The sequence below is a fragment of the Butyrivibrio sp. LC3010 genome (assembly GCF_000424385.1).
GTDB lineage: Bacteria > Bacillota > Clostridia > Lachnospirales > Lachnospiraceae > Butyrivibrio.
Genome location: NZ_AUJU01000029.1, coordinates 22876 through 45542, shown reverse-complemented (window position 1 = coordinate 45542; position 22667 = coordinate 22876). Strand labels below are relative to the sequence as shown.

At 40.6% G+C, this 22667-nt stretch carries 15 protein-coding genes; 5 read left to right on the top strand and 10 right to left on the bottom strand.

Features of this window, described 5'->3' with window-relative positions; all coding sequences use genetic code 11:
- Positions 1-451: 451 nt before the first annotated feature.
- Both G622_RS0116715 and G622_RS0116710 read right to left on the bottom strand, forming a co-directional pair.
- Positions 452-2092 (bottom strand): sensor domain-containing diguanylate cyclase, encoded by a 1641-nt coding sequence (locus G622_RS0116715; protein ID WP_026511656.1) that lies wholly within the window; start codon positions 2090-2092, stop codon positions 452-454.
- The gene (locus G622_RS0116710) at positions 2089-2727 is read right to left on the bottom strand and encodes a hypothetical protein (RefSeq protein ID WP_026511655.1); all 639 of its coding nucleotides are present in this window, start codon (positions 2725-2727) and stop codon (positions 2089-2091) included. Before G622_RS0116710 ends, G622_RS0116715 begins: the two co-directional genes overlap by 4 nt.
- A 242-nt stretch (positions 2728-2969) precedes the next feature.
- Between G622_RS0116710 and G622_RS0116705 the strand changes: the two genes are divergently transcribed.
- Entirely contained in the window at positions 2970-3692 is a 723-nt protein-coding gene (locus G622_RS0116705) for a LytR/AlgR family response regulator transcription factor (protein ID WP_026511654.1), read from the top strand.
- A gap of 85 nt (positions 3693-3777) precedes the next feature.
- Here G622_RS0116705 and G622_RS24875 read toward each other — a convergent pair whose 3' ends face one another.
- The 6 genes from G622_RS24875 to G622_RS0116675 all read right to left on the bottom strand — a co-directional run bounded on the left by G622_RS24875 (position 3778) and on the right by G622_RS0116675 (position 12272).
- Complete coding sequence (locus G622_RS24875) at positions 3778-6279, bottom strand: HD domain-containing phosphohydrolase (RefSeq protein ID WP_049945920.1); 2502 nt, start codon at positions 6277-6279, stop codon at positions 3778-3780.
- An 88-nt stretch (positions 6280-6367) separates the two neighbouring features.
- Entirely contained in the window at positions 6368-6748 is a 381-nt protein-coding gene (locus tag G622_RS24870) for a response regulator (protein WP_049945919.1), read from the bottom strand.
- On the bottom strand, positions 6741-8573 hold the full coding sequence (locus G622_RS0116690) for an ATP-binding response regulator (RefSeq protein WP_026511653.1): 1833 nt from the start codon (positions 8571-8573) through the stop codon (positions 6741-6743). Before G622_RS0116690 ends, G622_RS24870 begins: the two co-directional genes overlap by 8 nt.
- Positions 8570-10207 (bottom strand): ATP-binding response regulator, encoded by a 1638-nt coding sequence (locus G622_RS23385; RefSeq protein ID WP_026511652.1) that lies wholly within the window; start codon positions 10205-10207, stop codon positions 8570-8572. Before G622_RS23385 ends, G622_RS0116690 begins: the two co-directional genes overlap by 4 nt.
- Positions 10208-10212: 5 nt before the next feature.
- Entirely contained in the window at positions 10213-11769 is a 1557-nt protein-coding gene (locus G622_RS23380; protein ID WP_026511651.1) for a carboxypeptidase M32, read from the bottom strand.
- 137 nt (positions 11770-11906) lie between these two features.
- Positions 11907-12272: an ACT domain-containing protein gene (locus G622_RS0116675; protein WP_026511650.1), complete on the bottom strand. Its 366-nt coding sequence runs from the start codon at positions 12270-12272 to the stop codon at positions 11907-11909.
- A gap of 278 nt (positions 12273-12550) precedes the next feature.
- Between G622_RS0116675 and G622_RS0116670 the strand changes: the two genes are divergently transcribed.
- The 4 genes from G622_RS0116670 to G622_RS0116655 all read left to right on the top strand — a co-directional run bounded on the left by G622_RS0116670 (position 12551) and on the right by G622_RS0116655 (position 17861).
- Positions 12551-13636 carry a glycosyltransferase family 4 protein gene (locus G622_RS0116670; protein WP_026511649.1) on the top strand — a complete coding sequence of 362 codons (1086 nt, stop codon included), beginning with the start codon at positions 12551-12553 and terminating at the stop codon, positions 13634-13636.
- Positions 13637-14000: 364 nt separating this feature from the next.
- The gene (locus G622_RS0116665) at positions 14001-15092 is read left to right on the top strand and encodes a ribose-phosphate pyrophosphokinase (RefSeq protein WP_026511648.1); all 1092 of its coding nucleotides are present in this window, start codon (positions 14001-14003) and stop codon (positions 15090-15092) included.
- Positions 15093-15188: 96 nt separating this feature from the next.
- A complete protein-coding gene (locus tag G622_RS0116660) occupies positions 15189-16976 on the top strand; it encodes an MATE family efflux transporter (RefSeq protein ID WP_026511647.1) in 1788 nt (595 codons plus the stop codon).
- A gap of 3 nt (positions 16977-16979) precedes the next feature.
- Positions 16980-17861, top strand: coding sequence for an HD domain-containing protein (locus tag G622_RS0116655; RefSeq protein ID WP_026511646.1), 882 nt, complete (start codon positions 16980-16982; stop codon positions 17859-17861).
- Positions 17862-17878: 17 nt separating this feature from the next.
- On the opposite strand, the gene G622_RS0116650 is transcribed toward G622_RS0116655, so the two are convergent.
- A complete protein-coding gene (locus tag G622_RS0116650; RefSeq protein ID WP_026511645.1) occupies positions 17879-18553 on the bottom strand; it encodes a hypothetical protein in 675 nt (224 codons plus the stop codon).
- Complete coding sequence (locus G622_RS24865) at positions 18554-22603, bottom strand: M4 family metallopeptidase (protein WP_049945918.1); 4050 nt, start codon at positions 22601-22603, stop codon at positions 18554-18556.
- Positions 22604-22667 lie beyond the last annotated feature (64 nt).

Here is a 22667-nt window from a genome sequence, read left to right as displayed (position 1 = left end):
GGCATAACTCACGATCTGGAGCGGTGTGACGCCTTTCGACTTCTTTGCATTGGATGCTTTGAGAACAGCTGATAAATGAAAACGTTCAAAAAAGTATCTGATAGAATCAGTAATCTGCTTAGAATCGTAGTCGTTCTGTGATATAATTTTAGACAAGGCGTGAGTCTCCTTTGGGATGGTTTTTGGTGGTACTTAAATTATACCAAATGCAGAGGTTTCACGCCTTTAAAAATGCCAGTTCTTATTGAATTATCAAGGTTCTAAAGCACTTTTTTATGTGCGAAGTTTAAGTTAATAGAAATAAAGCCGCACAGTCATTTCTCAGCAAGACCTGATCCAGCACTAAAGAACAAAGAAAAAGCACTGACGATATCTACAACCATCAGTGCCTAATCTGTTTCTTCTATAATATATTGTAATGCATGATCAAATGAAATTTGGACCAGATCGTTTACCCCATCTCAGCCAGCTTCATCTTCTGCTTTGCCACATACATTCTTGCATCTGCCCGCTTGAATACGGATTCTACGTTTGCATCGGTTTCAGGATCGTATTTCACCATTCCCTTAGCGATGTTTATCTTTTCCCATTCATTTACAGTTTCAAGATTATGTCTCTCAGCCTCAACATCAAAATCTCTGAGAAGCTTATAACAGTTATCGTAATCATCACCCTGTAATATAACAACGAACTCATCTCCACCAATTCTAAATACAGGACTCCCTTTGAAAATACGGCAGGTCAGTCTGCAGGCATTCTGCAGATAGATGTTTCCACGCTCGTGTCCATAGGTGTCATTTATCTTTTTAAGATTATTGGCATCAAATACCACAATACCATATTCCTTTTCGCCTTGCTGCATATCAAGCTTTGATGCAGCATCATCATATGCTGTCTTATTTTTAACACCCGTCAACGCATCATGATATGCCAGTGAGTTCAAATCATCAATATGATGTTTAAGATGATGAACCATCTTTTCCATTGCATGAGTAAGTTCGCCAACTTCGTCCTTTGTCTCTTTAGGGAAAGTCACTTCAAGCTTTCCGTCATTTATCTCACGCGCAACATGTGCAAGGCTCTTCAGCGGACCGGTAATCCTGCGGCTCACCATTATTGTAAGAAGAAGGAAAGTAACAAGTACTATTATAGTAGAAATAACAACTCTTCTCATAAGTTCATTGCTCATAGCCATGATCTCATCAACCGGAGCAGTTATGATAAGTCTCATCCCATTAAGAAGAGTTCTGAACGCAAGCTGCTTTTCAACACCCTTCATAGTATATGTGGTAAGTCCAATACCATTACTTTCATTTTCAAAAAAGAAATCACCCTTTACATCCATCTCATCAAGTGAAGTACCTGCATCAAAATTCGGGTTGTAATATACTGTTCCATCTTTGTCAGCAAGACAAGCGTAGCCGGTATCATAGCACTTTATCTGCTTTACGGTATCGATCATGCCATAGAAATCTATATCCATTCCGGCAATGCCTATCAAAACACCATTGTCATAAAGAGGAACTACATAAGATATCAGATATTTATCCATGTTAGCATTATGATATGGCTCAAGCCAGGTTGGAGCACCATTTTGAACAGGAATGTACCACCAGTTTACATGCTCATAAGCCTCCTTATCAAATGCATAAATATCTGTAGGCTGCATATAGTAAAACTCATCATCCGGTGTGTCCCTTATGTATAGTAGCCCACTGTCAGATGGCATTATATCAGGATTGTAATGAACATAATATGAAACTGTTCCGGGAACATTTTCAGCTATATTTGAAAAAAGATTGGAAAGCTGCACAGTATAACTATCTCTGTAAGTTTCATCACCGGCAAGCTTTTCCACAGAAAAAAGACGTTCGACCGCATAATCAGCAAGGATATTTACAGCCTCCTCGGTATTAAAAAGAACCCTGTCTATCGCATCCGCCTCAGTCTCACAGGTCAGATTTAAGATACGGGCTGAATCATAGTTGCCCGACTGTCTCAATGTATAAACTGCAGTGCCACCGACAATAAGTACTACCATCAGTATGGCTATTGTAGTTAAAAGCGTTATTTTTTCCTGAATTGACTTCATTTTTCCCTCATTTTTTTGCTATCCATCATAAATATGACAAAAACGGCAAGCATTATCATCACCAAGAAACTATATAAGATCAATTCCAACGAAACATCACTCTTATCTTTTATTTTATCTGATTTAGCAGTCTCCTCATCTTCAATAAGAACAGACTCACCATTGTCAGAATCATCAGTTAATACTTCACTCTTTTTAGCACTATCCTCTTCAACCTTCCTTGTAGCACCAAGGACTGCCTCTTTTTCGCTGATTCTAAGCGTACCCGGCCTGAGCTCTACGTTAACAAACTTATCTGTAACGTTAAGCCCGCTGGGATCAAAAATTATATAATCCGTTACAATATTATTATTATCTGCATTATCTTCAGGAAATGTAATACTACCCTCTGCAACAGCCTTGTATGTATACCCCTCAGGAAGTCCCTGAGCTGTCACATCAATCTGTTCTGTGAGCGGTGTCCCATCATATATCTTCTCCGCACTGGGTGCAGTGAAAATAACTTTATTATGATATATTCCCAAATCTGCAGCTTTAGCAGTATTACTGCAGCAAGGAAACAGGATAAATGCGCAAATGGCAATTAAAGTACTCATGTGCGCAAGTGCCCTGTTTCCAAAGCTAATATTATTCATCTATCTCCCCATCACCTTTCGTTCAAAGGAATGACGCTCCTTCGAAACAAAAATCTTCATAATTAAGTATAACAATCTGATACGGAAACAGTTTACCCAAATATGCATGGGCTGCTACATAATTCGTACTTGACTTTTATTATATTTATGTTAATGACTGTTCTCAATATGTCTAATTATGATATTATATAATTATTACAATTAGTTTATAATGCTTTAATCTTTTTATGAGGAAGAGATATATGAGTAGTTCAGATATACTAAAAGTTGCTGTTTGTGACGACGAAATGGCACAGAGACGTCAGCTTCAATTCATTATTGAAAAACAGCGTCCCGGAACGGAAATAAACCTTTTTGAGTCCGGAGAGGACTTTTTATCAAATTTCAGGCCAGGCATCTATGATCTCATTTTCATGGATATACTCATGCCGGGAATGGGAGGTGTTGATGCAACCAGCAAAATTCGAAGTATCGACGCTTCAGTTCCAATCGTATTTGCGACATCAAGTCAGGACCACGCCATGGAAGGCTATAAAAACCGCGTGATCCGCTATCTTATGAAACCCTTCAATCCAACAGAGGTCGGTGAAGTACTTGACCTTGCAGCACAGATGAAAGGTGCCCAGGGCGGTGTATCCGTCCGCATTGGCGGAAAGGATATGACCTTCTCCTTCGAAAAAATCTGTTATGTTGAGCAGAGCGCCCATACTCTCTACATGCATATGGCTAACGGTGCAACTCTTCAGCTCACCGGAAAACTGGACGATATCGAAGCCCAGACTCCCGATGATTCTTTCATGCGCTGCCACAAAAGTTACCTGGTAAACCTCGCCCATGCCAAGAATATAGACAAGGATCTTCAGATGTTCGTCATGAAGGATGGCGATACAGTGCATATCAGGCGTGAAAGCCTCCGTGAAGCAAACCGTATGCTGGCAGAGTTCGCCATAAGAGATCTGTTGTAATTCAGAATACCTATAGATTCCTGTTTTTCCTCAGAAAAAATAATAACCGTACTGGACCTGGTCCATTACGATTATTGAATACTTTTTATAACATGCCTGTATCCTCATCGATCATGGCTATAAGTACATCTACGAGAACTGGATCGAACTGCTTCCCGCGGTTTTTATCCAGTTCCTTTTTTATTTTTGCAGGAGGCATCACGGAAGCGTACGGTCTCTCGGATGTCATGGCATCATAAGCGTCAGCTATTCCAATGATTCTGGCTTCAACAGGTATTTCTTCTCCTGCAAGTCCATCGGGATATCCTGTCCCATCATATCTCTCATGGTGCCATCTTGCTCCTGTTGCAAGCCCCGGCATCTCAGATATATTTCTCAGAATCTCATAACCTATTATCGGATGCTGACGAACTATCTCAGCCTCATCCTCAGTAAGAATATCAGGCTTTCGCAGTATCTTCTCAGGTATTACCAGCTTTCCTATATCATGCACAAGTCCCATGTAATAAATGCTTTGCTGCTCTGTTTCGCTCTTTCCAAGTCTTCGTGCGATCTCAATCGAGTATTTCGCAACCCTCATGGATCTTCCCGGATTATTCACATCCCTTGAATCCACCGTGTTTGCAAGAGCAAGCAGTATTTGCGCTGAAAGTCCGGAACCTGCCATCTCCTTAATCTCGGGTGAAAGGTCAGTCGTACCCTGATAGTTCTTCTCTATCAAAGCATCTTTTGAATTATACTCTTTTATACCCTCCTTAAGCCTTAAGCTTAAGTTTTCAAAGTGTTCCTTAAGTGCCGGATGCTCATCTACAACAAGCTTTGTATTTCCATCCTTTATGGCATTTTCAAGCTTTAATGCTTCCTCAGCAAGGCTATCAGCACCTATTGTTTTTGCCGTACTTTTTAAGGAGTGAACCATAATCAGATAGTCATCAAAATTGTTTGTTTCCAGACATTTTGTGAGTTCATTGCCTTTATCGCTGTCAGCAAACATCTCTATCTGAGACAGATAAAAATCCTCATCCCCCATACAGAAGCCAAGGCCGGCTTCCACATTGATGTCAGAAAAAATCTCAGCCAACGTTCTTTTCTTAGGAACGTCTTCTACAGGTACTGCACCATTCTCAGAATTTTTCTGCTTATTTTCCATATAATATACGTGTTCAAGAGAAGCCCTGCTATCGATAAGTGCTGAGGGCATAATATCAATCAAAAGAGCATATATTTTTTCAGCTTCAACAGGTTTTGTCAGATATGCATCAAAACCAAGCTCCTTAAATCTCTCCTCATCCCCTCTAAGACCTCCTGCCGTCAGCATTATTACAGGTGCATTTCTGCTTAGTCTCTCTTCTCTCATGATGCTCAGAGTTTCAATACCGTCCATTATGGGCATCATATGGTCCATAACTACCAGGTCGTAGGTCTTTTTTCTCAGCTTCATAAGAGCCTTTTGTCCATCTACGGCTGTATCTATCTGAGCTTCTGTTTTATTTAGTATCTTGAGCAGAAGGTCAACGTTCATGGCATTATCATCAACCACCAGTATCTGCGCTCTTGGCATGATTGGCACGATAATCTCATCAAGATCATTTTCAAGTAGTGCCGAATAATCAAAAAGACTGCCGATATCTACATCCTCTCCGGGATTTTGTGCTATCAGATTTAACAGATTATTAAAGAAAGCAAGCAGTGTTTCCCCTGCTCCCTTTATTTTCGAAGCATATTCAGAAATCTTGTTGTCATTGGTATTTTCCAGAATCAAATTATCAAAGCCCAGAATCGAATTGATAGGCGTTCTTATTTCATGAGACATCTGCGACAAAAAATCGCTCTTTGCATCATTTGCTTCTTCCGCCTTTTTCCTGGCATCAAGAGCTTCCTTCTCAGCAGCTTCAAGCTTGCCAATCGTACTCTCAAGCTTATGATAATCCGGTGTTTCAAGGGTAAACAACAGAACAAGAAGTGCAACTGATGCCGCAAAAAATGTCAGAACCACACTTTGAAGCCACATCATCTGTACCATATAGATTGCAATGACAAGTATCGTTGCAGTTATAATGCTAACCAGCTGCAAAAGTGTATAGCTTTTTCTGTTTACACTTACAAAACCGGTTGCCAGAAGAATGTAATAAGCAGGGAAAAGCAATGAGCATGCCAAAAAAAGAACCCCATGCTTATAGCCGCCTGAAACAGTATATTCAAAGACAGCTCCCGTGTAGACATTCTGCACTAAAAGAAAACACTGCGCAATTATTACTGTCAGGTTGATCTTACTTAACAGAGTCTCTTTTATATCCACATTTGCACATGCCACTATGTATTCGGCATAGGAATTAGCTGCAACCGTAGAAGTAAGGATATTAAGTGAATGGATTATGTAATGACCTGCTATCGGCACATACAGCGCATATATTTCAATGCCAACAGTAGCTACATCGATAGCTGCGGCAATTGTAAGTACATAGGCGAAGCGCCTGAAAGCTTTAGTGGTACTGTAAGAATCCGTATAAGTCAACTTCAGAAAAAAACAAATTATCAAGTCATAAAGAATAGCTGAAATACCAAACGATAGATTGTGAAGCAGCATTTTATCCCCCTCATACTACTGGGCAGTAGTCCTGTATCCTGTCAACTTCCTGACACAGTTGTAAAAACATAAATATAAATAAGCCATTTCAAATATTGACCTTGGAATACATGTTTATAGCAGCCCTTAACATATTGAATTCAACAGGCTTTTCAATATAATTGATAAAACCGCTCTCCTTAAGAGACTCTTCGCCAAAATCTGCGTCATGTCCCATGGCAACTGCGTTAGTCTCTCCATTTCCCGAAGGATTTCCGCTGGAGATACGTTTTAGCAGCTCTTCCCCGGTACCCTCGGATAAATAGTAATCAATGATCAGAAGATCATATTTTTCCTGCTCAAGTTTTTGCATAGCTTCTTCAAAGCCTGCTGCCTCATCATAACTGATATCTTCAATATGCCCCAAAAGCTCAAGCAAATACATTCTTTCAATATCAGAATCATCAACAACAAGTATTTTCTTACTCATTATTTTCTACCTGCAATTCCTCGTAAAGTGCATGTGCAATATCATTTCTCTCCTCTGCAAAAGCTCCTATTCTCTCCCGCAAAAGATCAAATTCCTTCTTCCTGCAAATCGCCTCAAGTCTCTCAGTCATTTTCACAAGCTTATCCGCACCAATAAGCTCCGCCATATCTCTTTCAGATCTTATGAGAGCCATGCAGCTTGTGTAATCCGCATTTCTAATTGCCTGCGAAATCCTGCTGACTGACTCTTCCTTTGAATACTCAAGAAGAATTTTCTTATAAAGCCTGATGTCATGAAGAGTATACTCTCTTGCATCTGCAACCCTAACCATAGGAATGCGCTCCTGCAGATTCTCCCAGGCTATGACATCCATGCTTCCGCTGACATTGGAATCCTTAAGAGGAAGGAATCTCTTAAGGATATCCGTTACCATATCCTCAGTAAAAGGCTTAGTAAGATAAGCTGCAAAGCCCTCATTTAAATACTTCTCCTCTTCACCCTCAATGGCATTGGCAGTCAGTATTATAATCGGAGTATTGTCGCAAAGTTTTTCATCACGGAGCTGCCTTAGAGCTTTTACGCCATCCATTATTGGCATCAGATGATCCATAAAAATCAGATCATATCTAAATTTCCTAACCTGAATCACAGCTTCCTGCCCATTGGATGCAGTATCCACAGTAAATCCCATAGGAGTAAGCATCCTTACAAGGATATCCAGATTAGCAGGCGTGTCATCCACCGCAAGTATTCTCATATCTGAAGCTCCGGTGAGCCCCTTCCTTACAGAGTTTCCCTCATCATCCATAAACTCGCTCTCATCTGTGTTCTCTATAAGTTCAGCCATGGAAGGAAGTCTCCGGGAAGCCTTCTCATCAGATTCCTCCGATACATAATTAAGTACGCTCTCAAAAAAAGTAAGAAGTCTTTTAGCAGAAATCTTAACGCGCCTCGTATATTCCTTGGTTTCCTCCTCTTCTGTGTCTGCCAGAATCAGATTGGAATACCCCATTATGGCATTGACAGGAGTTCTGATATCATTTGACATCTGCGCAAGGAATCTTGTCTTGGCATGGCTCGCCTCTGTGGCTCTTATGCTGGATGCTTCAAGTTCTCTTTTGGAAATTGAAAGCTCCTCCAGAGTCTTCTTAAGCTTAATATAATCAGGAGTCTCAAGTGTAAGGAAAATAACAAGGATTGCTATTGATGCTGCAAAAAATGTCACAAGAAGGCTTCTGTATAAAAACATCTGAAGTGTATACAGTGACACCATAAAGACAAATGTGGCTGCCAGTGCATATTTCATTTTTCTGGCATAGTTCTCACTATGACTAAGTATGAACACTCCCCCACTTAATATGTAATAAAGCGGAAATGCATATACAACCATTGTAAATAGCGGTCCTACCAGCATCTCACCACTGTCGGAATATGAAAACACCGTTCCTGTAAAAAAATTCTGAACAATCAGGATTCCATAAATAAGCAGAAGCACCCTGTTAATAAATGAGCCATCTGTACGGCTGTACTCATCTCCAACATAGGAAATAACATATCTTACAAACTGGAAAGAGCCACCGGTTGCAAGACAATAATTAATGGTATGGATAATATACAACGGCACAGGTGAGAACAGCATGTCATATGAAAGCATTACTGCATCTACAACATCTGCGATCGTGCCCCAAAAAACAAGATAAGCAAGGAGCTTAAACTCCTTGTTTACCTTCGTATCATCCCCATATCTTAATTGGAAGAACACACACAATATGAAATCCAGTGGAATCACTGCCAGCTCAAGAAAAATATTATATTTGAGTATCAATTCACCTGCTCCCTTTGTGCAAGAATCTTGTATGCCTCCTGAAGCTTCTCCTTTGATGCAAGAAGCGGTGCTTTGGCATTTATGTTTTTATCAAACTCCGGTCCTTTGTTTCCGGATTTTACTACCTTTTCAGAAGGAAGATACTTTAAAAGCATCGCTTCCAATTCTTTATAAACTACAGGTCTTATCAGATAATCCGAAACTTCCTGCGTTCTATACCCATTCTGGATTTCCTGACCAGTTCCGGAAGCCACGGCGATAACAGGTGTAGCTGAGTTTTTCCCCTTATTAGTCTCATCTGTTTTTTGCGAATCATTCGCATCACCCAAGGCACCAGATCCCTTGGACCTTCTGTAATACTTAAGATTATTCCTGTAGTGGTTATGACTGTTTGCATCCTTTTCTAAAGTTTCTCCATGGAGTTTTCTTATGGCATCCCCTCCACTAAATCGTATAAGCTTATAGTCCATAAACACTATGTCATAGACATTTTCTCTGGCAAGCTCAAGGCCTGTCTCAACAGATAACGCTGAATCCACCTGTATTCCGGTACCATTAAGAAGCCCTTCCATAATGGCAAGATTGAGTTCTATTCCATCCACCACAAGTACCCTGGCATCCGGTGCCGTAAAGCTGATTTCAAAGTGCTCTTTATCAATCACGCTCTGTGCATATTCCTGCTCAAAATCTCCAACAGGCTTACTGTCAGCGATTTTCTGTCTGACCTCGAAATGGAAATTGCTTCCTTCGCCGTAAATACTCTCCACCTTCAGCTCGCTGTCCATGAGCGCCAGGATTTCTCTTACTATAGAAATACCAAGGCCGCTTCCCTCAATACTTCTTATGTTAGCTTCCTCAATTCTCTCGAAGGGTTCATAAAGTCTTTCCAGGTCTTCCTGCCTGATTCCTATACCCGTATCTCTGACAGCGATTTTCAAAAGTATCGTCTCATTACTCACAGGTTCATAGTCCACAGAAAAATCGATTTCGCCCTCCTGCGTATATTTCACTGCATTCGTCAGAATATTGGCTATACATTGCTTTAATCTTCCTGCATCTCCGTAAAGCTTACGGGGAACGCTCTTATTCACATAGCCCTTAAGATCAAGTCCCTTGGAAAGCGCTCTTGGTCTTATGAGACTTATCATATCCTCAACCACAGTCGCAAGATCATACTCAGCTATGAAAAGCTCGATTTTTCCTGCTTCAATCCTTGAGTAATCCAGGGAATCATTTATAAGCGCCAGAAGAGTATTGCCCGCAGACCTGATGTTATACGCATATTGCCTTAAGGCAGGATCGTTGTACTCTCTTAAAATGAGTTCATCATATCCAAGTATCGCATTTATAGGTGTTCTGATCTCATGAGCCATGCTCGCAAAATAATCCATTCTGCGCTTTGTGTTCTCTTCATCCTTTTCCTTCTGCCTTCTTAATGTGTCATAGGCACTGTCCCTCTGACCTGACATATAGGTATATCCTGCCAGCACCAGAAACAGGGCAAACAAAAGAGTAAATAATACTACCCACAGTATTTTCCATCTGTATGATATCGAAGCTCCTCCGGCAAAAAGACTTATGACCATAAGGACCACGTACAATATGAACTTAAAACGAGTGCCACCTGTCTTCATCTTTATCAGATCTCATAGAGAGCAGAATATTTTTCCTCAAGGTAATCAAGGAAATCATCCGCAGTAAAATCTCTTCCGGTGATATCCTTTATCCACTCTGAAGGTGATAATCTGTCTGCTTTCTTGAAAATATTCTCCTTCATCCAGCTATTGATGGCATCAAAATCGCCCTTTTCAACAAGTCCGTCTATATCGATCTCGTTTTTCATGCGGTTATAGTACATTGCGTTGTACATGTTGCCCATTGAATATGTAGGGAAATATCCAAAGCCTGATGTCCAGTGCACATCCTGAAGTACACCCTCTCTGTCTGTCTTTGGAGATACTCCAAGATATTCCTCGTACTTCTCCCTCCATCTGCGGGGTATGTCAGCAATGTCTATGTCACCACTTATGATTTCTTTTTCAATCTCATATCTGATGATTATATGGAAAGTGTAGGTAAATTCATCAGATTCAGTTCTGATAAGTGAAGGCTTCACCACATTTATTGCTTCGTAGAATTCCTCCTCTGATACGCCTTCCATAACCTCAGGGAAAATCTCGCAGGTCTTGGGATAAATCAATTTGATAAAGCTCTTGGAACGACCGATTCTGTTCTCGTACATTCTTGAAACAGACTCGTGCATGCCGAGAGTTTTTCCGCCTTCTATGAAATGATCATAATTCTCTCCGGGTTGCAGCATTTCAAACAGAGCATGTCCGCTCTCATGGATAATGGAATACATGCTGGCAGCAAAATCAGTAGGATAGTAATGAGTTGTTATACGGATATCATTTTTACCCATCCAGTCTGTAAAAGGATGCTCTGATGTGGAATAAGCACCTCTTGAAAGATCATACTTAAGAACGCCAAGAAGGTAGTCGCTCATTTTTCTCTGCTGTTCTTCGGATACTTCCTTGTGCATAAAGTCTGTGCGGATTTTCTTTTTGCTGTTCATAAGCTTCTTAAGAAGGGGAACAAGTCTCTCCTTGCAGTGCTCGAAGCATTCATCCAGCTCCTCAATAGTTATTCCTCGCTCATAATCACCGATGAGCTGGCCTATAACATAGTTTTTATCGGAAGGCTCAAGGCTCTTTGCAGCTTTACCTGTATCCTCAGCGTCCTTTGGATCACGAAGCTTAACCATCTCGATATTTGCATCCCTGACCTTCTTAAGAGAATCAGCAAACATTGAAAAATCTGAGTTTTTCCTTGCTGCGGACCAGTCCACGAAAGCCTTGTTCATTATTCTTGAAAACTCAAGCTGCTTCTTTGCAGTGATGTTCTTTGTCTTGGCATAATCTCTGTGAAGCTGCTCGGCACATACTCTGTCGAACTCCTCCAGTTCATCTCTGTGCTCATATAAATATTCTGCAGCGTCAATGAATTTCTGCTGCTTAGTGAGCTTAAATACCTGATTCTGTAAAAAGGCAATTATCTCACCCTGCTCTTCCATACCTTTTTCAGGGCATATGGTCTCCTGATCATAAGTAAGGATTCTTCCTGCATGATTGTAAACCTCTGCCTCCTTAAGCACTCCCTGCACGTATTCAAGTTTCTGTTTTGTTTCTGCGTTCATAATTATAGTAATTTACCTTTCTTATATATTTCTTTAAAGTACAAACCAAACAACATAATTCCATGCTGATCCGCACACTTTAGCATTTGATATAGTTATTTCATTAGCATTTTATCAGGCAACACTATGATGCTTACCTAAACTATCCTGTATCCTTTTTCATCCAGCACTTCCTGTGACTTATCAAAATCATCCTTCTTCACCAGAATGTAATCGGTGTTATAGGTTGAAATTGCAAAAATGCCTATATTATTTTTGGCAAGAGCCGTAGAAATCTTTGACAGTATGCCTATCAGGGAAAAATCCAGCTTTCCCTCTATTCTGAAGGCTTTAAAGCCATCACTTCTTTCCGTGGTGTTTTCGGGAACATCCTTCGTTTCACAGACCAGTGATATTTCTTCATCTGTTTTACTAATAAAAACAAATTTCCTGTCCATATTTATCTTTTCAAGATTTTCAACCTTACATACCGTAAAATCCTTATCGATTTTCTTAAGTTCCATGATAATTCTCCTCTGTATATGTCGGTTTATACTGCTTAATTGTCTGCCGGAATCCGGGCAGAATAGACAATAGGGTACAGACATTATGATCTTTAGCCCTATCACAATATATTTTACCACAATAATAGTGCTAAAATGGTATTATTATATGATAACAGAGGCAGAAAATGGGCAAATCCAGTTGCTGTGAGCACCGTAAGGTGTGAACAGTAACGGCAAATCCAAAATACAAACCAGCCCGTGAAACCTCAAAATATTAGAAAGCAGCAAATTTAACAATGGCAAATAATTCATCAAAATTAAAAATCTGTATGATAGTTCAGGATAAAAATGTGAAGGGCGGAATTGCCGCAGTAACCAGCAATTACTACGGAAGCCGTCTTGAAAAGGACTTTGATATCACCTATGTAGAGTCCTACTGTGACGGAGGGAAATTCACAAAGCTCATAAAAGCCCTCAGAGCTTACAGAGAGTTCAGAAAAGTCCTTCGTACCAACAGACCTGACATCGTTCATGTACATTCATCCTTTGGTCCAAGCTTTTTCAGAAAATATCCAATAATACAAATGGCCTATAACGCCGGGATTCCGATAGTTAATCACATCCACGGATCAGCCCTTGATGAGCTTTATACAAACGCTCCCGCCTGGAAGAAACGGATGGTTGAAAAAAGCTACGGAGAGTGCTCAAAGCTGATCGTCCTGTCATCGGAGTGGAAAAAGAAGCTCTCTGTCATTGTGCCGGCTGACAAAATCGAAGTCGTTCCTAATTACAGCATCATTGTTCCGGAGATGATCTCAGAAGAGTCACTGGATAAGCGTTTTGCAAAAAAACAGATTCTTTACCTGGGGCGTTTTGACGAATTAAAGGGAGTTGTGGATATTCCAGCCATAGCAAGCCTTATTAAAAAGAAGTTCCCTGACGTTACATTTGTCCTTGGAGGCACCGGCGAAACCGCTCCCACTGAGGCAGAAATAAAAAGGTTACACCTTGAGGATACTGTACTTCTGCCGGGATGGATAAGGGGTGATGAAAAGGTAAAGCTTCTTAAGGAAAGTGCTATTTTCCTCCTACCGTCACATATGGAAGCAATGCCCGTGTCAATCCTTGAAGCGATGGGTTATGGACTTCCAATAGTTTCCTGCGAAGTCGGAGGCATTCCGCAGGTAGTATCCAAGGACGTAAACGGCAAGCTATATAAGCCAAAGGATGTTGAGGGAATGGCAGATGGAATTATTTCCTATCTCTCCGATAAAGCTTTGTATGACGAAGCCAGCAGACAAAGCCTGAAAATCGCAGATGAAGGCTACAGCTTTGAATCTCATATAAACAAAATAGAGAAAATCTACAAATCGCTTTCATAACAGATTTTCAGGGGTCTCTCATAGACAAAATCTGATAGCCACACAGTGAAGACAAATATTCATGCCTAAAAATTGTATTTTATGCAGTTTTTAGGCATTTTATCCGGGCGTATCACTCAGCGTGTTTTCTCACGGACTTGGTACAATCCATACAAGCCGACTTACCCAGGTACTTTCAAGTCTGGTCAGGCTTGTTTTCAAAATATTTTTATCTGTATTTTATAAACCCTTCATTATTAACAAGTATAATTAAATATAATAATAGGCTCAAAAGTTCATAATGCGATTTTACGTGCGTACGTAGAATCATGATTTCAACTATAGTAAACAGGTCATACGTTTTTCCGTGAAAGGTTGGGTACCTATGGCAGATAAGCTTGCACTTATAGCACTTGAATCCTTTTCCTCCCAGGCAAAAAGGGTAAATGAAATACTATGCACATGGCGAGGAGGAGACAATTATCTTATAGAAGCTTCATGCCCGAGATTTAGCAGTGGAGAAGCCAAATGTGTGATTGAACAATCCGTAAGGGATAAAGATGTATATATCTTTGTTGATGTCTGCAACAATTCCCTTAAATATCAGATGGATGGCGAGTACAACCGCATGTCTCCTGATGATCACTATCAGGACCTGAAAAGAGTCATCGCCGCATGTGATGGCAAAGCAGCCAGAATAACGGTTATCATGCCTTTTTTGTACGAGGGAAGACAACACCGAAAAATTGTGCGTGAGTCTCTTGACTGCGCTGTTATGTTGAAGGAGCTGGAATTCCTTGGCGTAAACAATCTGGTAACCTTCGACGCCCATGATCCGAGAATGAAAAATGTCCTGCCTCTAAACGGCTTTGAAAATATATCTCCTGCACTTCAGTTTACCCAGGCACTTTTTGCCGAATACGAAGATTTGAAAATAGATTCAGAGCATCTTATGTTCATCGCCCCCGATGAAGGTGCAACTGAAAGAGTTGTATTCATGGCATCTCTTTTTGGCGTCAACATCGGAATGTTCTATAAAAGAAGAGACTATTCACACGTCGTAAACGGGCAAAATCCAATCGTCGCACATGACTTCTGCGGTGGAAACATCGAAGGCCTGGATGTAATAGTTATCGATGACATGATTGCCTCCGGCGGCAGCATGATAGATGTATGCAAGCAGTTAAAGGAAAGAGGTGCACGCAGGATATTCCTTCTATCAACCTTTGGATTATTCTTAAACGGTTTTGAAAAATTTGATAAAGCCTATGAAGATGGACTATTTACCAGAGTACTTACAACCAATCTTGTCTATCAAAAACCTGCTCTTTTAGAGAGAGAATATTATTTAAACGTCAACATGAACAGATATATTGCTGCCATAATTGATACTTTAAATAAAAACACTACAATGAGCGTTCTATCAAAACCGGAAGAAAGAATACGTAAGGAAATTTCAAAATACACAGATTCTTGAACGCTTTTTCCTTAATGCGTTCAAAAAAGTCCTGATTTCCCGGATTTCTTCGTAATTCCGGGAATCCGATAAATCTGTTAATAAGGGGATTTAGTCATGCATCAATCCAATAAGGTCATGCTTGAGAAATTATTCTTTAAGATGCTGCCTGTGCAGATCCTTATATTTGCAATGGGAGCGGTCAATACCATAGTTGATGGTGCCATCGCCGGACGATTTGTAGATCCGGTGGCGGTAGGTGTTGTCGGTCTTTTCTTTCCTGTAGTCAACCTGCTGAATGCCATTTCAGCAGTAATGCTTGGAGGAACTGCTGTACTCTGTGGCAGATTTATGGGAAGCGGTGACATGGAGAAAACCAATGGTATTTTTTCTCTCACTATCACCTTCACCACTATATTGGGCGCAGTGCTGACTGTGCTCAGCTTTCTTTTTCCCACCATCATCACTGGGATACTCGGCGCAAGCCCTGATCTATCCCCACTTCTGGCATCCTACATAAGAGGGTACGCTATAGGTATTGTCCCTATGCTCCTCGCTCAGCAGGTGTCCTCCTTCTTACAGCTTGAGAGGCAGACAACCCGAGGCTACATAGGTGTTGCCACTATGATAGTCTCAAATATTGCCCTGGATATCGCCCTGGTAGCTGTTTTTAAAATGGGTATATGGGGTCTTGCTCTTGCAACATCAATCTGTAACTGGATATATTTATTCATACTCATCTCTTACTATTTTACCGGAAGATCACAGCTCTCATACAAATTACAAAATGCATTATGGGATAAGCTCATCGAGCAGTTAAAAATAGGTTCTCCCGGAGCCATGCTGGTGCTGTGCCTTGCATTTAGAGGAATTGTTCTAAACCGCATAGTACTCTCTTACGGCGGAGAGGACGGACTATCTGCCATGTCTGCCTTCAACATGTCCAGTGGAATTTTCATCGCATACTGCCTTGGAAACGGCGCGGTTATACGAATGCTTTGCAGCGTCTTTATCGGTGAAGAGGACAAGGATTCCATAAAACACCTTATGAAAATTGTACTCACGAAGGGCCTGGCACTATCCGTTGCGATCGGAGTTATCATTTTCCTGCTTTCACCGGTTTTAGCAGGTATTTTCTTCCCGGATACGACCTCCAATGTTTATAGCCTTACAAAATCTTTATTCATGATTTTTTCAATCTGTATACCGCTGATTCTGGTCTGCCAGATAAACACCAACTATCTGCAAGCTGCAGGACATAATCTTTTCATTAACATCCTCTCCGTATTTGACGGATTTATATCTATGGTTGCCGCATCGCTTATACTTGCTCCAATCATGGGCATCATGGGTATATGGATTGCAAACCCTGTTGGCATTATACTAACAATCCTGACAGTTCCTGTATATTTGCTTCTTTATTGGAAGCGCTTCCCAAGGAACATAGATGAATGTCTTTTTATGAAACCGGATTTTGGTGTATCTGACAATGACAGGCTTGATATTGAGATCAAAGCCATGGATGAAGTTACAAATACAGCTGCTTCCGTTCAGGAATTTTGTGAGAATCATGGCGTTCCTCATAAGCCTGCATTTTACTCAGCGCTTTGTATCGAAGAAATGGCAGGAAATGTGGTTTTACATGGCTTTACAAAGGATAAGGCATCTCATACCGTAAACATCAGAGTTGTATACAGAAGTGATTCTGTACTTCTGCGAATAAAAGATGACTGCATTCCTTTCAATCCAAAAGAAAGAGCAGATCTTATATCAGGCGATGACCCATTTAAAAATATAGGAATCAGAATGATAACCAAGCTTGCAGACGATGTCACTTATCAAAACATGTTGGGACTGAACGTACTGACAATAGTTATCAATCACAGTACTAAGAAAGTAGGTTGACGAATGACTGATTTTTTGGGAAATGATTATCTTATGGAAAGAAGACTAAAAGACCTTGACCCGGATCTTCATAAAAGATTTTCTGACATGGTCTTTGCCTGCCAGAATCTTCTTTCCAATTATAAGCTCATATTTCCGGATTACACAGACCACTCTGAGTTCCATGCCATGAATGTCATCAATTTCTGCAATAAGCTCATTGGTACAAAGGACATTGAAAAGCTCTGTCCCGATGAAATGTACATTCTTCTGAATTCATGCTACTTACATGACGTGGGAATGGGGACAACTCCAAAGCTTTATGAAGAATTTAAGGAAAAAGTCGATGTACGCAGCTACACGGATTCTAAACCAGATGCCGGGATAGCAGACATAATAAGGAATTTTCACCATGAATTCAGCGGACTATTTATAGAAAAATATGCTGATCTTTTTGAATTTCCTTCAAAAGAGTATACCTATGCCATAAAACAGATTGCCCGTGGCCATAGGAAAACAAATCTGTATGATGAACAGAAATATCCTTCGGCATACAAACTTCCAAATGGAAACACCGTATGCCTTCCTTATCTTGCTGCTCTCATCAGACTGGCTGACGAGATTGATGTAGTAGCAGAGAGAAACCCTAAGCTTCTATATGATCTTGAACTACCGACTGATGCATTACAAATTCAGGAAAACAAAAAGCTGGCCGCCGTTAAAGAGCTGGATTTTGAGCAGGATTCGTTTGTTTTAGTGGCTGAAGAGTCAGACCTGGAAACGAAAGAAGGCCTAATAAAAATGGTCGATAAAATGCAGCTCACACTTGATCTTTGTAGAGATGTAATTGAAAAAAGAACACCTTTTTCCTTAGGACAGAAAAAGGTGCTCATTCATTTTTTGTAGTTTATTTGCTTTTAAGCTTAATATATTATTTCCGAACTTTTCCTGAGTATGGTTCCATCCATGGCGCTTATAAAAGTAGTGTCACCGTTTCTCTTATAAATCTTCCATGAAAGCTCCGGACGACCTGCTAATTCTGTGATCACCAGCTCCGCCCTTGCTGCGCCTTTTATTTCATTGCCATTCATGGCACCCTCAAGACTGACCCTGGGTGTGACATCATCAAGATTAGCGTTAACATACAGACCGCTGACAGATGTCACTGTGCCATCCACATTTGTGTATATTCTGAAAAAACCTTCCTCAACAGGAATGCCTTCATATAGCTGCTTCAGATAATAGATCCTGACTTCATCATTCCCATTATCCTCAGTTTCCGCATGAAAGCTGTAGTTCGATACACCAAACTTATAACCTATAGCATTTATCAGTGCTACGGCATCTTCAGGACTTGTTACCTTTTTATCGATAACAGGATTGTTCATCTCCCTCAGCCTGTCGCCTGCACCATAAATCAGATTAGTATCTGAAGTGATAAAGTCTTCTTCACTCATTCCTTCTAAAAAGACCAATCCTTCAGTACCCTTAGTTTCCCTTGGCGGCTCTGTAACCTTTACTTTGCCGCAACCGGTAAGGAAACTAAGGCTCTGCAACATTATCAAAAACATGTAGCAGACTTTTTTTATTGATTTCATTTATTCCTTCTCCGATCCTTCGATTTCTTCAAGGACACTTCTGAATAAACCATCAACATCTTCAGGGACATCAGTTACATCCACTGCCTCGCCATCATCCATAGGTGAATAGAGAGGAAGTGTGTTAGGATATGAAACTCCACCGCCGGAATAAATATTCTTATTCTGGATATTTACCGTACCATCCTGACCAATTTGAATTCTGCATACCATCCAGATTGTACCCTTGGATGACGGATCTATGTAATATGTTCTAAGATGTTCACCTGCTTTAGAAATCTGAACTTTTGCATCTGATGCAGCCATTCTTGTACTGTTTGCATTTGAACCTGTGGTGTAATCATGAACGAAGAAATAATATACACCCGGTGTCATATCATAAATAGTTGTGTTCTCAGGACCAAATGAAGTTGTGTCATCATAGTCAAGATCTGCAACAGGCTTTCCGTTTTCATCCACCTTCTTATGAGAATAGTAGATATGCCACTTATTGGTTCCGTTACCATTTATTTTTACAAGATGAGAATCAAGGTCTCTGGGTGTCTCTCCCCATGTAAGTCTGATGTGTACAACATCACGCTCAACGATACCAACAGTATCAAACGCTTCCTTTATTGCCTGGAGCGCCCCACCACTAATTCCCATTCTCTTTGCGGAACTAATAACTGCTCTTCTGCCATCAAGGAAACTTGAATCACAGCTGAGGTAATAAAGTGAATTATAGAATACTTTAGCCCATGTATCAGCTGAAACTGTTGAAGTATTTGCATTTGTCATCATCAGGTAAGCTGCTCTGTTGAAAATACCGCTGTTCCAATGAACACCGCCATGATCGTCGTCACCAAGATATCTGTCAGTATAATGATCTTTATTATTGGATCCAACTGATTTAGGAGCCTTCATACTTCTGATGGCACCATCCTGACGACCTTGTGAATTATCTGAGTCTTCAGCTATAAGCCATCTTCCATCGCCTGACTTATTCTCGATAAGCGAACCCATTATGTCTGCGTAAGCTTCGTTAAGCGCGCCGGACTCACCCTGATATGTCAATGATGTTTTGTGTCCATCACCTACTATATACGCTACGACCGCATGTGTAAACTCATGACCGATAACATCAAGAGCTGCTGCGTAATGTTTTACATTACCAAACACAAACTGCTGCTTGTCTGATGTCCAGTATGCATTGGCCATATCATTATCACTAAAGCCACTATTTATGCCATCATAGGACACTTTTATTTCTGCGCCATGACCGTCAAAAGAATTTCTTCCGAGCTTGTTCTTATAATAGTCATAAACCAGCTCCATGTTAGCATGTGCTGAAACAGCTGTTGAGTTAACAAGCACTGCCTCCTCAAGTTTTCCAGGAAGTGATGACCATCTGTATCCAAGGAAAGACTTATTTGAAGCCTTATAAGTTGTAATCTTACGGACTGTATCCTTAAGACGGTTCTTTGTACCATCCTTCTCTACATTAAAGGTTCTGGCTGCGCCTCTGTAATCGTCTGATGTAAGAGTTCCTGCACTCCATGCACCTTCTTCACTGATCATAAACCAGATATCACCTGATCTGGCGTTATCTGAATCTGAAGTATTATAGCTGTTTGCAAGTATATAGTATCTTGAATAAATGACAGGTAATACAATACTTGAGCCATCTGCCAATAATACATTGTCCATCGGATCATCATCTGCATTAAGGGGAACGAGTCTGTCATCCGGCTCAGCTTCAGGATCCTGTGCATTCTCTGATCCATCTACTGTAACCTCTGCATCAGATGTTGCATTGCCGTCAGTTACTGCTTCTACAGGAGCTTCCTCTGTAGCATTTTCAACTACAGGTGCTTCTTCCAATGTGGTATCAGCTGAAGGCGTTTCCTCTATTGTGCGCTCATCTACAGGCACTTCGTCTAATATACTTTCAACTACAGGAGTATCCTCTAATGTACTTTCAACTACTGGTGCTTCCTCTATTGTGCTTTCAGCTGCAGGTGTTTCCTCTGATATAATTTCTTCTGTAGGAGCTTCTGCCAACACATTAGTATTGATAAATGCATCTTCTTCTACAAATGTATTACCTTCAGAAATGACATTTTCCTGTGTTATTGCGCTATCTTCAGCAAGAATGTTTTCCTGTGCTGATGCGATGCCTTCTGCAACATTTTCTGCAGTCGCATTGCCGTCAGTTACTTCTTCAATCACTTCTTCTGTCTGTGGTTCCTGAGCTTCGGGATTCTCTGACTGAGCATCCTCTACAGGTTCTTCTTCAAAAGCATTTCCCTCAGAAACTGCTTCCAGTGACTCATCCTTAAGCATCAGTTCCTCTAAGCCCAATTCCTCGTCGATATCATCAAGCGCACTTGCTAAGATTTCATCCTTAGTCTTAACTGTTACTTCCCAGGTAAGTCTTGGCTTAGTATTTTCATCCTTCTGGATTATTACTTTTCTGGCCTCTGCTTCCAGAGAGTCCTTAAGATCTGCTTTTAACTTATCAACAGTAACATCTGTTGTAGCCTGAGATGTAAGATACTCAGTAAGAGCCTGATCATTTAAAACAGCATTTATAGCAGTTTCTATAGCAGTATCCTGAGATGTATTTGTATATGTACCTGCATCGTTGATTCTGCTGTCAAAGCTGTTGTGCAAACCGGTAACCTCACCGGATCCGGACTTTGCCAGAATTACAACTTCACTACCTACTACATCAATACCATTCTTCTTTTGAGAAAGCTTGAAGAATTTCTCATTTCCGGATGCTGATGCCACTTCCTTCACACTAATATTTGCAGCATCAATAGTTATTGATTTATTATTACCTGCAATTATGGATTTTGCAGATTTCATAACAGCAGCTGCTGAATTGGCATCAGTTACTTTCTGATTTGTAAACTTACCATCGATGGATCCTACAACACCATTTTCATCATACTGAACATCGATAGCACCTTCTGTTTCCAGATCTATGATGTCTCCAAGGTCAATGATATTGTCATCCAGATTATCTGTACTGCTGGAATCTCTCCACTTTGCAACAATGTTAAGATCGCTTGTTACAGGTGAATTGAAATTATATGCTGAGTTACCGTTGTACCAGTTAACAAACTGCTTACCGCGGATGTGAGGAGTAGTTGCAGGAACAGATACTTTTTTACCTTCCTGAACACGCTGAGCCTCCGGTACAGGTGTTCCTCCATTTGCATTAAATGTAACATTATAATATTTGTCAGGATTGTATTTTACAGTAACTGAGCAGCTAAGCGTAGAACTTCCTGCCTGAGCTGTTACGGTTGCCTGACCAACATTTGCTGCGTACACGTTACCATTGCCATCAACAGTAACAATCTTTTTATCTGAGCTTGACCACTGTACTGTCTTAGTAGTTCCTGTCACAGTCAGAGTACTTGAATCTCTTAAGAAAAGATCAAGACTGTTCGCACTAAGAACCGGATTCTCAACCGGCGGCTCCTGTACAGTTACATTACATTTGTAGCTCTTTCTATTCTTACCCTTTACGGTAATCACTGCATTACCTGCACCAACTGCAGAAATAAGACCTTTGTTAGTAACTGTGGCAACTGCCAGGTTACTTGATTTAAAGGACTTTGCTTTAGCGCCCTTTAATTTAATAGTCTTCTGCTCACCTTTTGTAAGGGTAAGCGCGCTGTCTGTAAGGCCGATTTTGACCGTTACCTTGCAGTTGTACTTTTTGTTTCCTACTTTGGCGGTAATTGTAGCTTTACCTGCCTTCTTGGCCTTAACATTCCCCTTTGAAACGGTTGCCACTTTCTTATTGGAAGAACTCCACTTTACCTTGGATGCTCCTTCCATCGTAAGCTTAAGGCTCTGACCTACGATCAGTGTGGCCTTTTTCTGGCTGAGCTTTGCTTTCGTACCAGCCTTAGACTTTTTGCTGCTCTTCGCTTTTTTGCCTGAAGCCGCATGAACTACCGATGCGTCATTAAACTGCGATGTTACACTTGCAGGCCCAAAGGCCAGGCAGAAAACGAGAAGAAAAACAAAAAGCTTCTTCATCTGTTTCCTCATAAAACTTTTCCCTCCCACTTATTTATTTTTTGAGAAACGTGACAAAAAGAATTATACATGAAAA

What these genes read in the sequence shown, in the direction of transcription:
- G622_RS0116715 (WP_026511656.1), bottom strand. Translation starts at nt 2,092, where the DNA reads ATGAAGTCAATTCAGGAAAAAATAACGCTTTTAACTACAATAGCCATA.
- G622_RS0116710 (WP_026511655.1), bottom strand. Translation starts at nt 2,727, where the DNA reads ATGAATAATATTAGCTTTGGAAACAGGGCACTTGCGCACATGAGTACT.
- G622_RS0116705 (WP_026511654.1), top strand. Translation starts at nt 2,970, where the DNA reads ATGAGTAGTTCAGATATACTAAAAGTTGCTGTTTGTGACGACGAAATG.
- G622_RS24875 (WP_049945920.1), bottom strand. Translation starts at nt 6,279, where the DNA reads ATGCTGCTTCACAATCTATCGTTTGGTATTTCAGCTATTCTTTATGAC.
- G622_RS24870 (WP_049945919.1), bottom strand. Translation starts at nt 6,748, where the DNA reads ATGAGTAAGAAAATACTTGTTGTTGATGATTCTGATATTGAAAGAATG.
- G622_RS23385 (WP_026511652.1), bottom strand. Translation starts at nt 10,207, where the DNA reads ATGAAGACAGGTGGCACTCGTTTTAAGTTCATATTGTACGTGGTCCTT.
- G622_RS23380 (WP_026511651.1), bottom strand. Translation starts at nt 11,769, where the DNA reads ATGAACGCAGAAACAAAACAGAAACTTGAATACGTGCAGGGAGTGCTT.
- G622_RS0116675 (WP_026511650.1), bottom strand. Translation starts at nt 12,272, where the DNA reads ATGGAACTTAAGAAAATCGATAAGGATTTTACGGTATGTAAGGTTGAA.
- G622_RS0116670 (WP_026511649.1), top strand. Translation starts at nt 12,551, where the DNA reads ATGGCAAATAATTCATCAAAATTAAAAATCTGTATGATAGTTCAGGAT.
- G622_RS0116665 (WP_026511648.1), top strand. Translation starts at nt 14,001, where the DNA reads ATGGCAGATAAGCTTGCACTTATAGCACTTGAATCCTTTTCCTCCCAG.
- G622_RS0116660 (WP_026511647.1), top strand. Translation starts at nt 15,189, where the DNA reads ATGCATCAATCCAATAAGGTCATGCTTGAGAAATTATTCTTTAAGATG.
- G622_RS0116655 (WP_026511646.1), top strand. Translation starts at nt 16,980, where the DNA reads ATGACTGATTTTTTGGGAAATGATTATCTTATGGAAAGAAGACTAAAA.
- G622_RS0116650 (WP_026511645.1), bottom strand. Translation starts at nt 18,553, where the DNA reads ATGAAATCAATAAAAAAAGTCTGCTACATGTTTTTGATAATGTTGCAG.
- G622_RS24865 (WP_049945918.1), bottom strand. Translation starts at nt 22,603, where the DNA reads ATGAGGAAACAGATGAAGAAGCTTTTTGTTTTTCTTCTCGTTTTCTGC.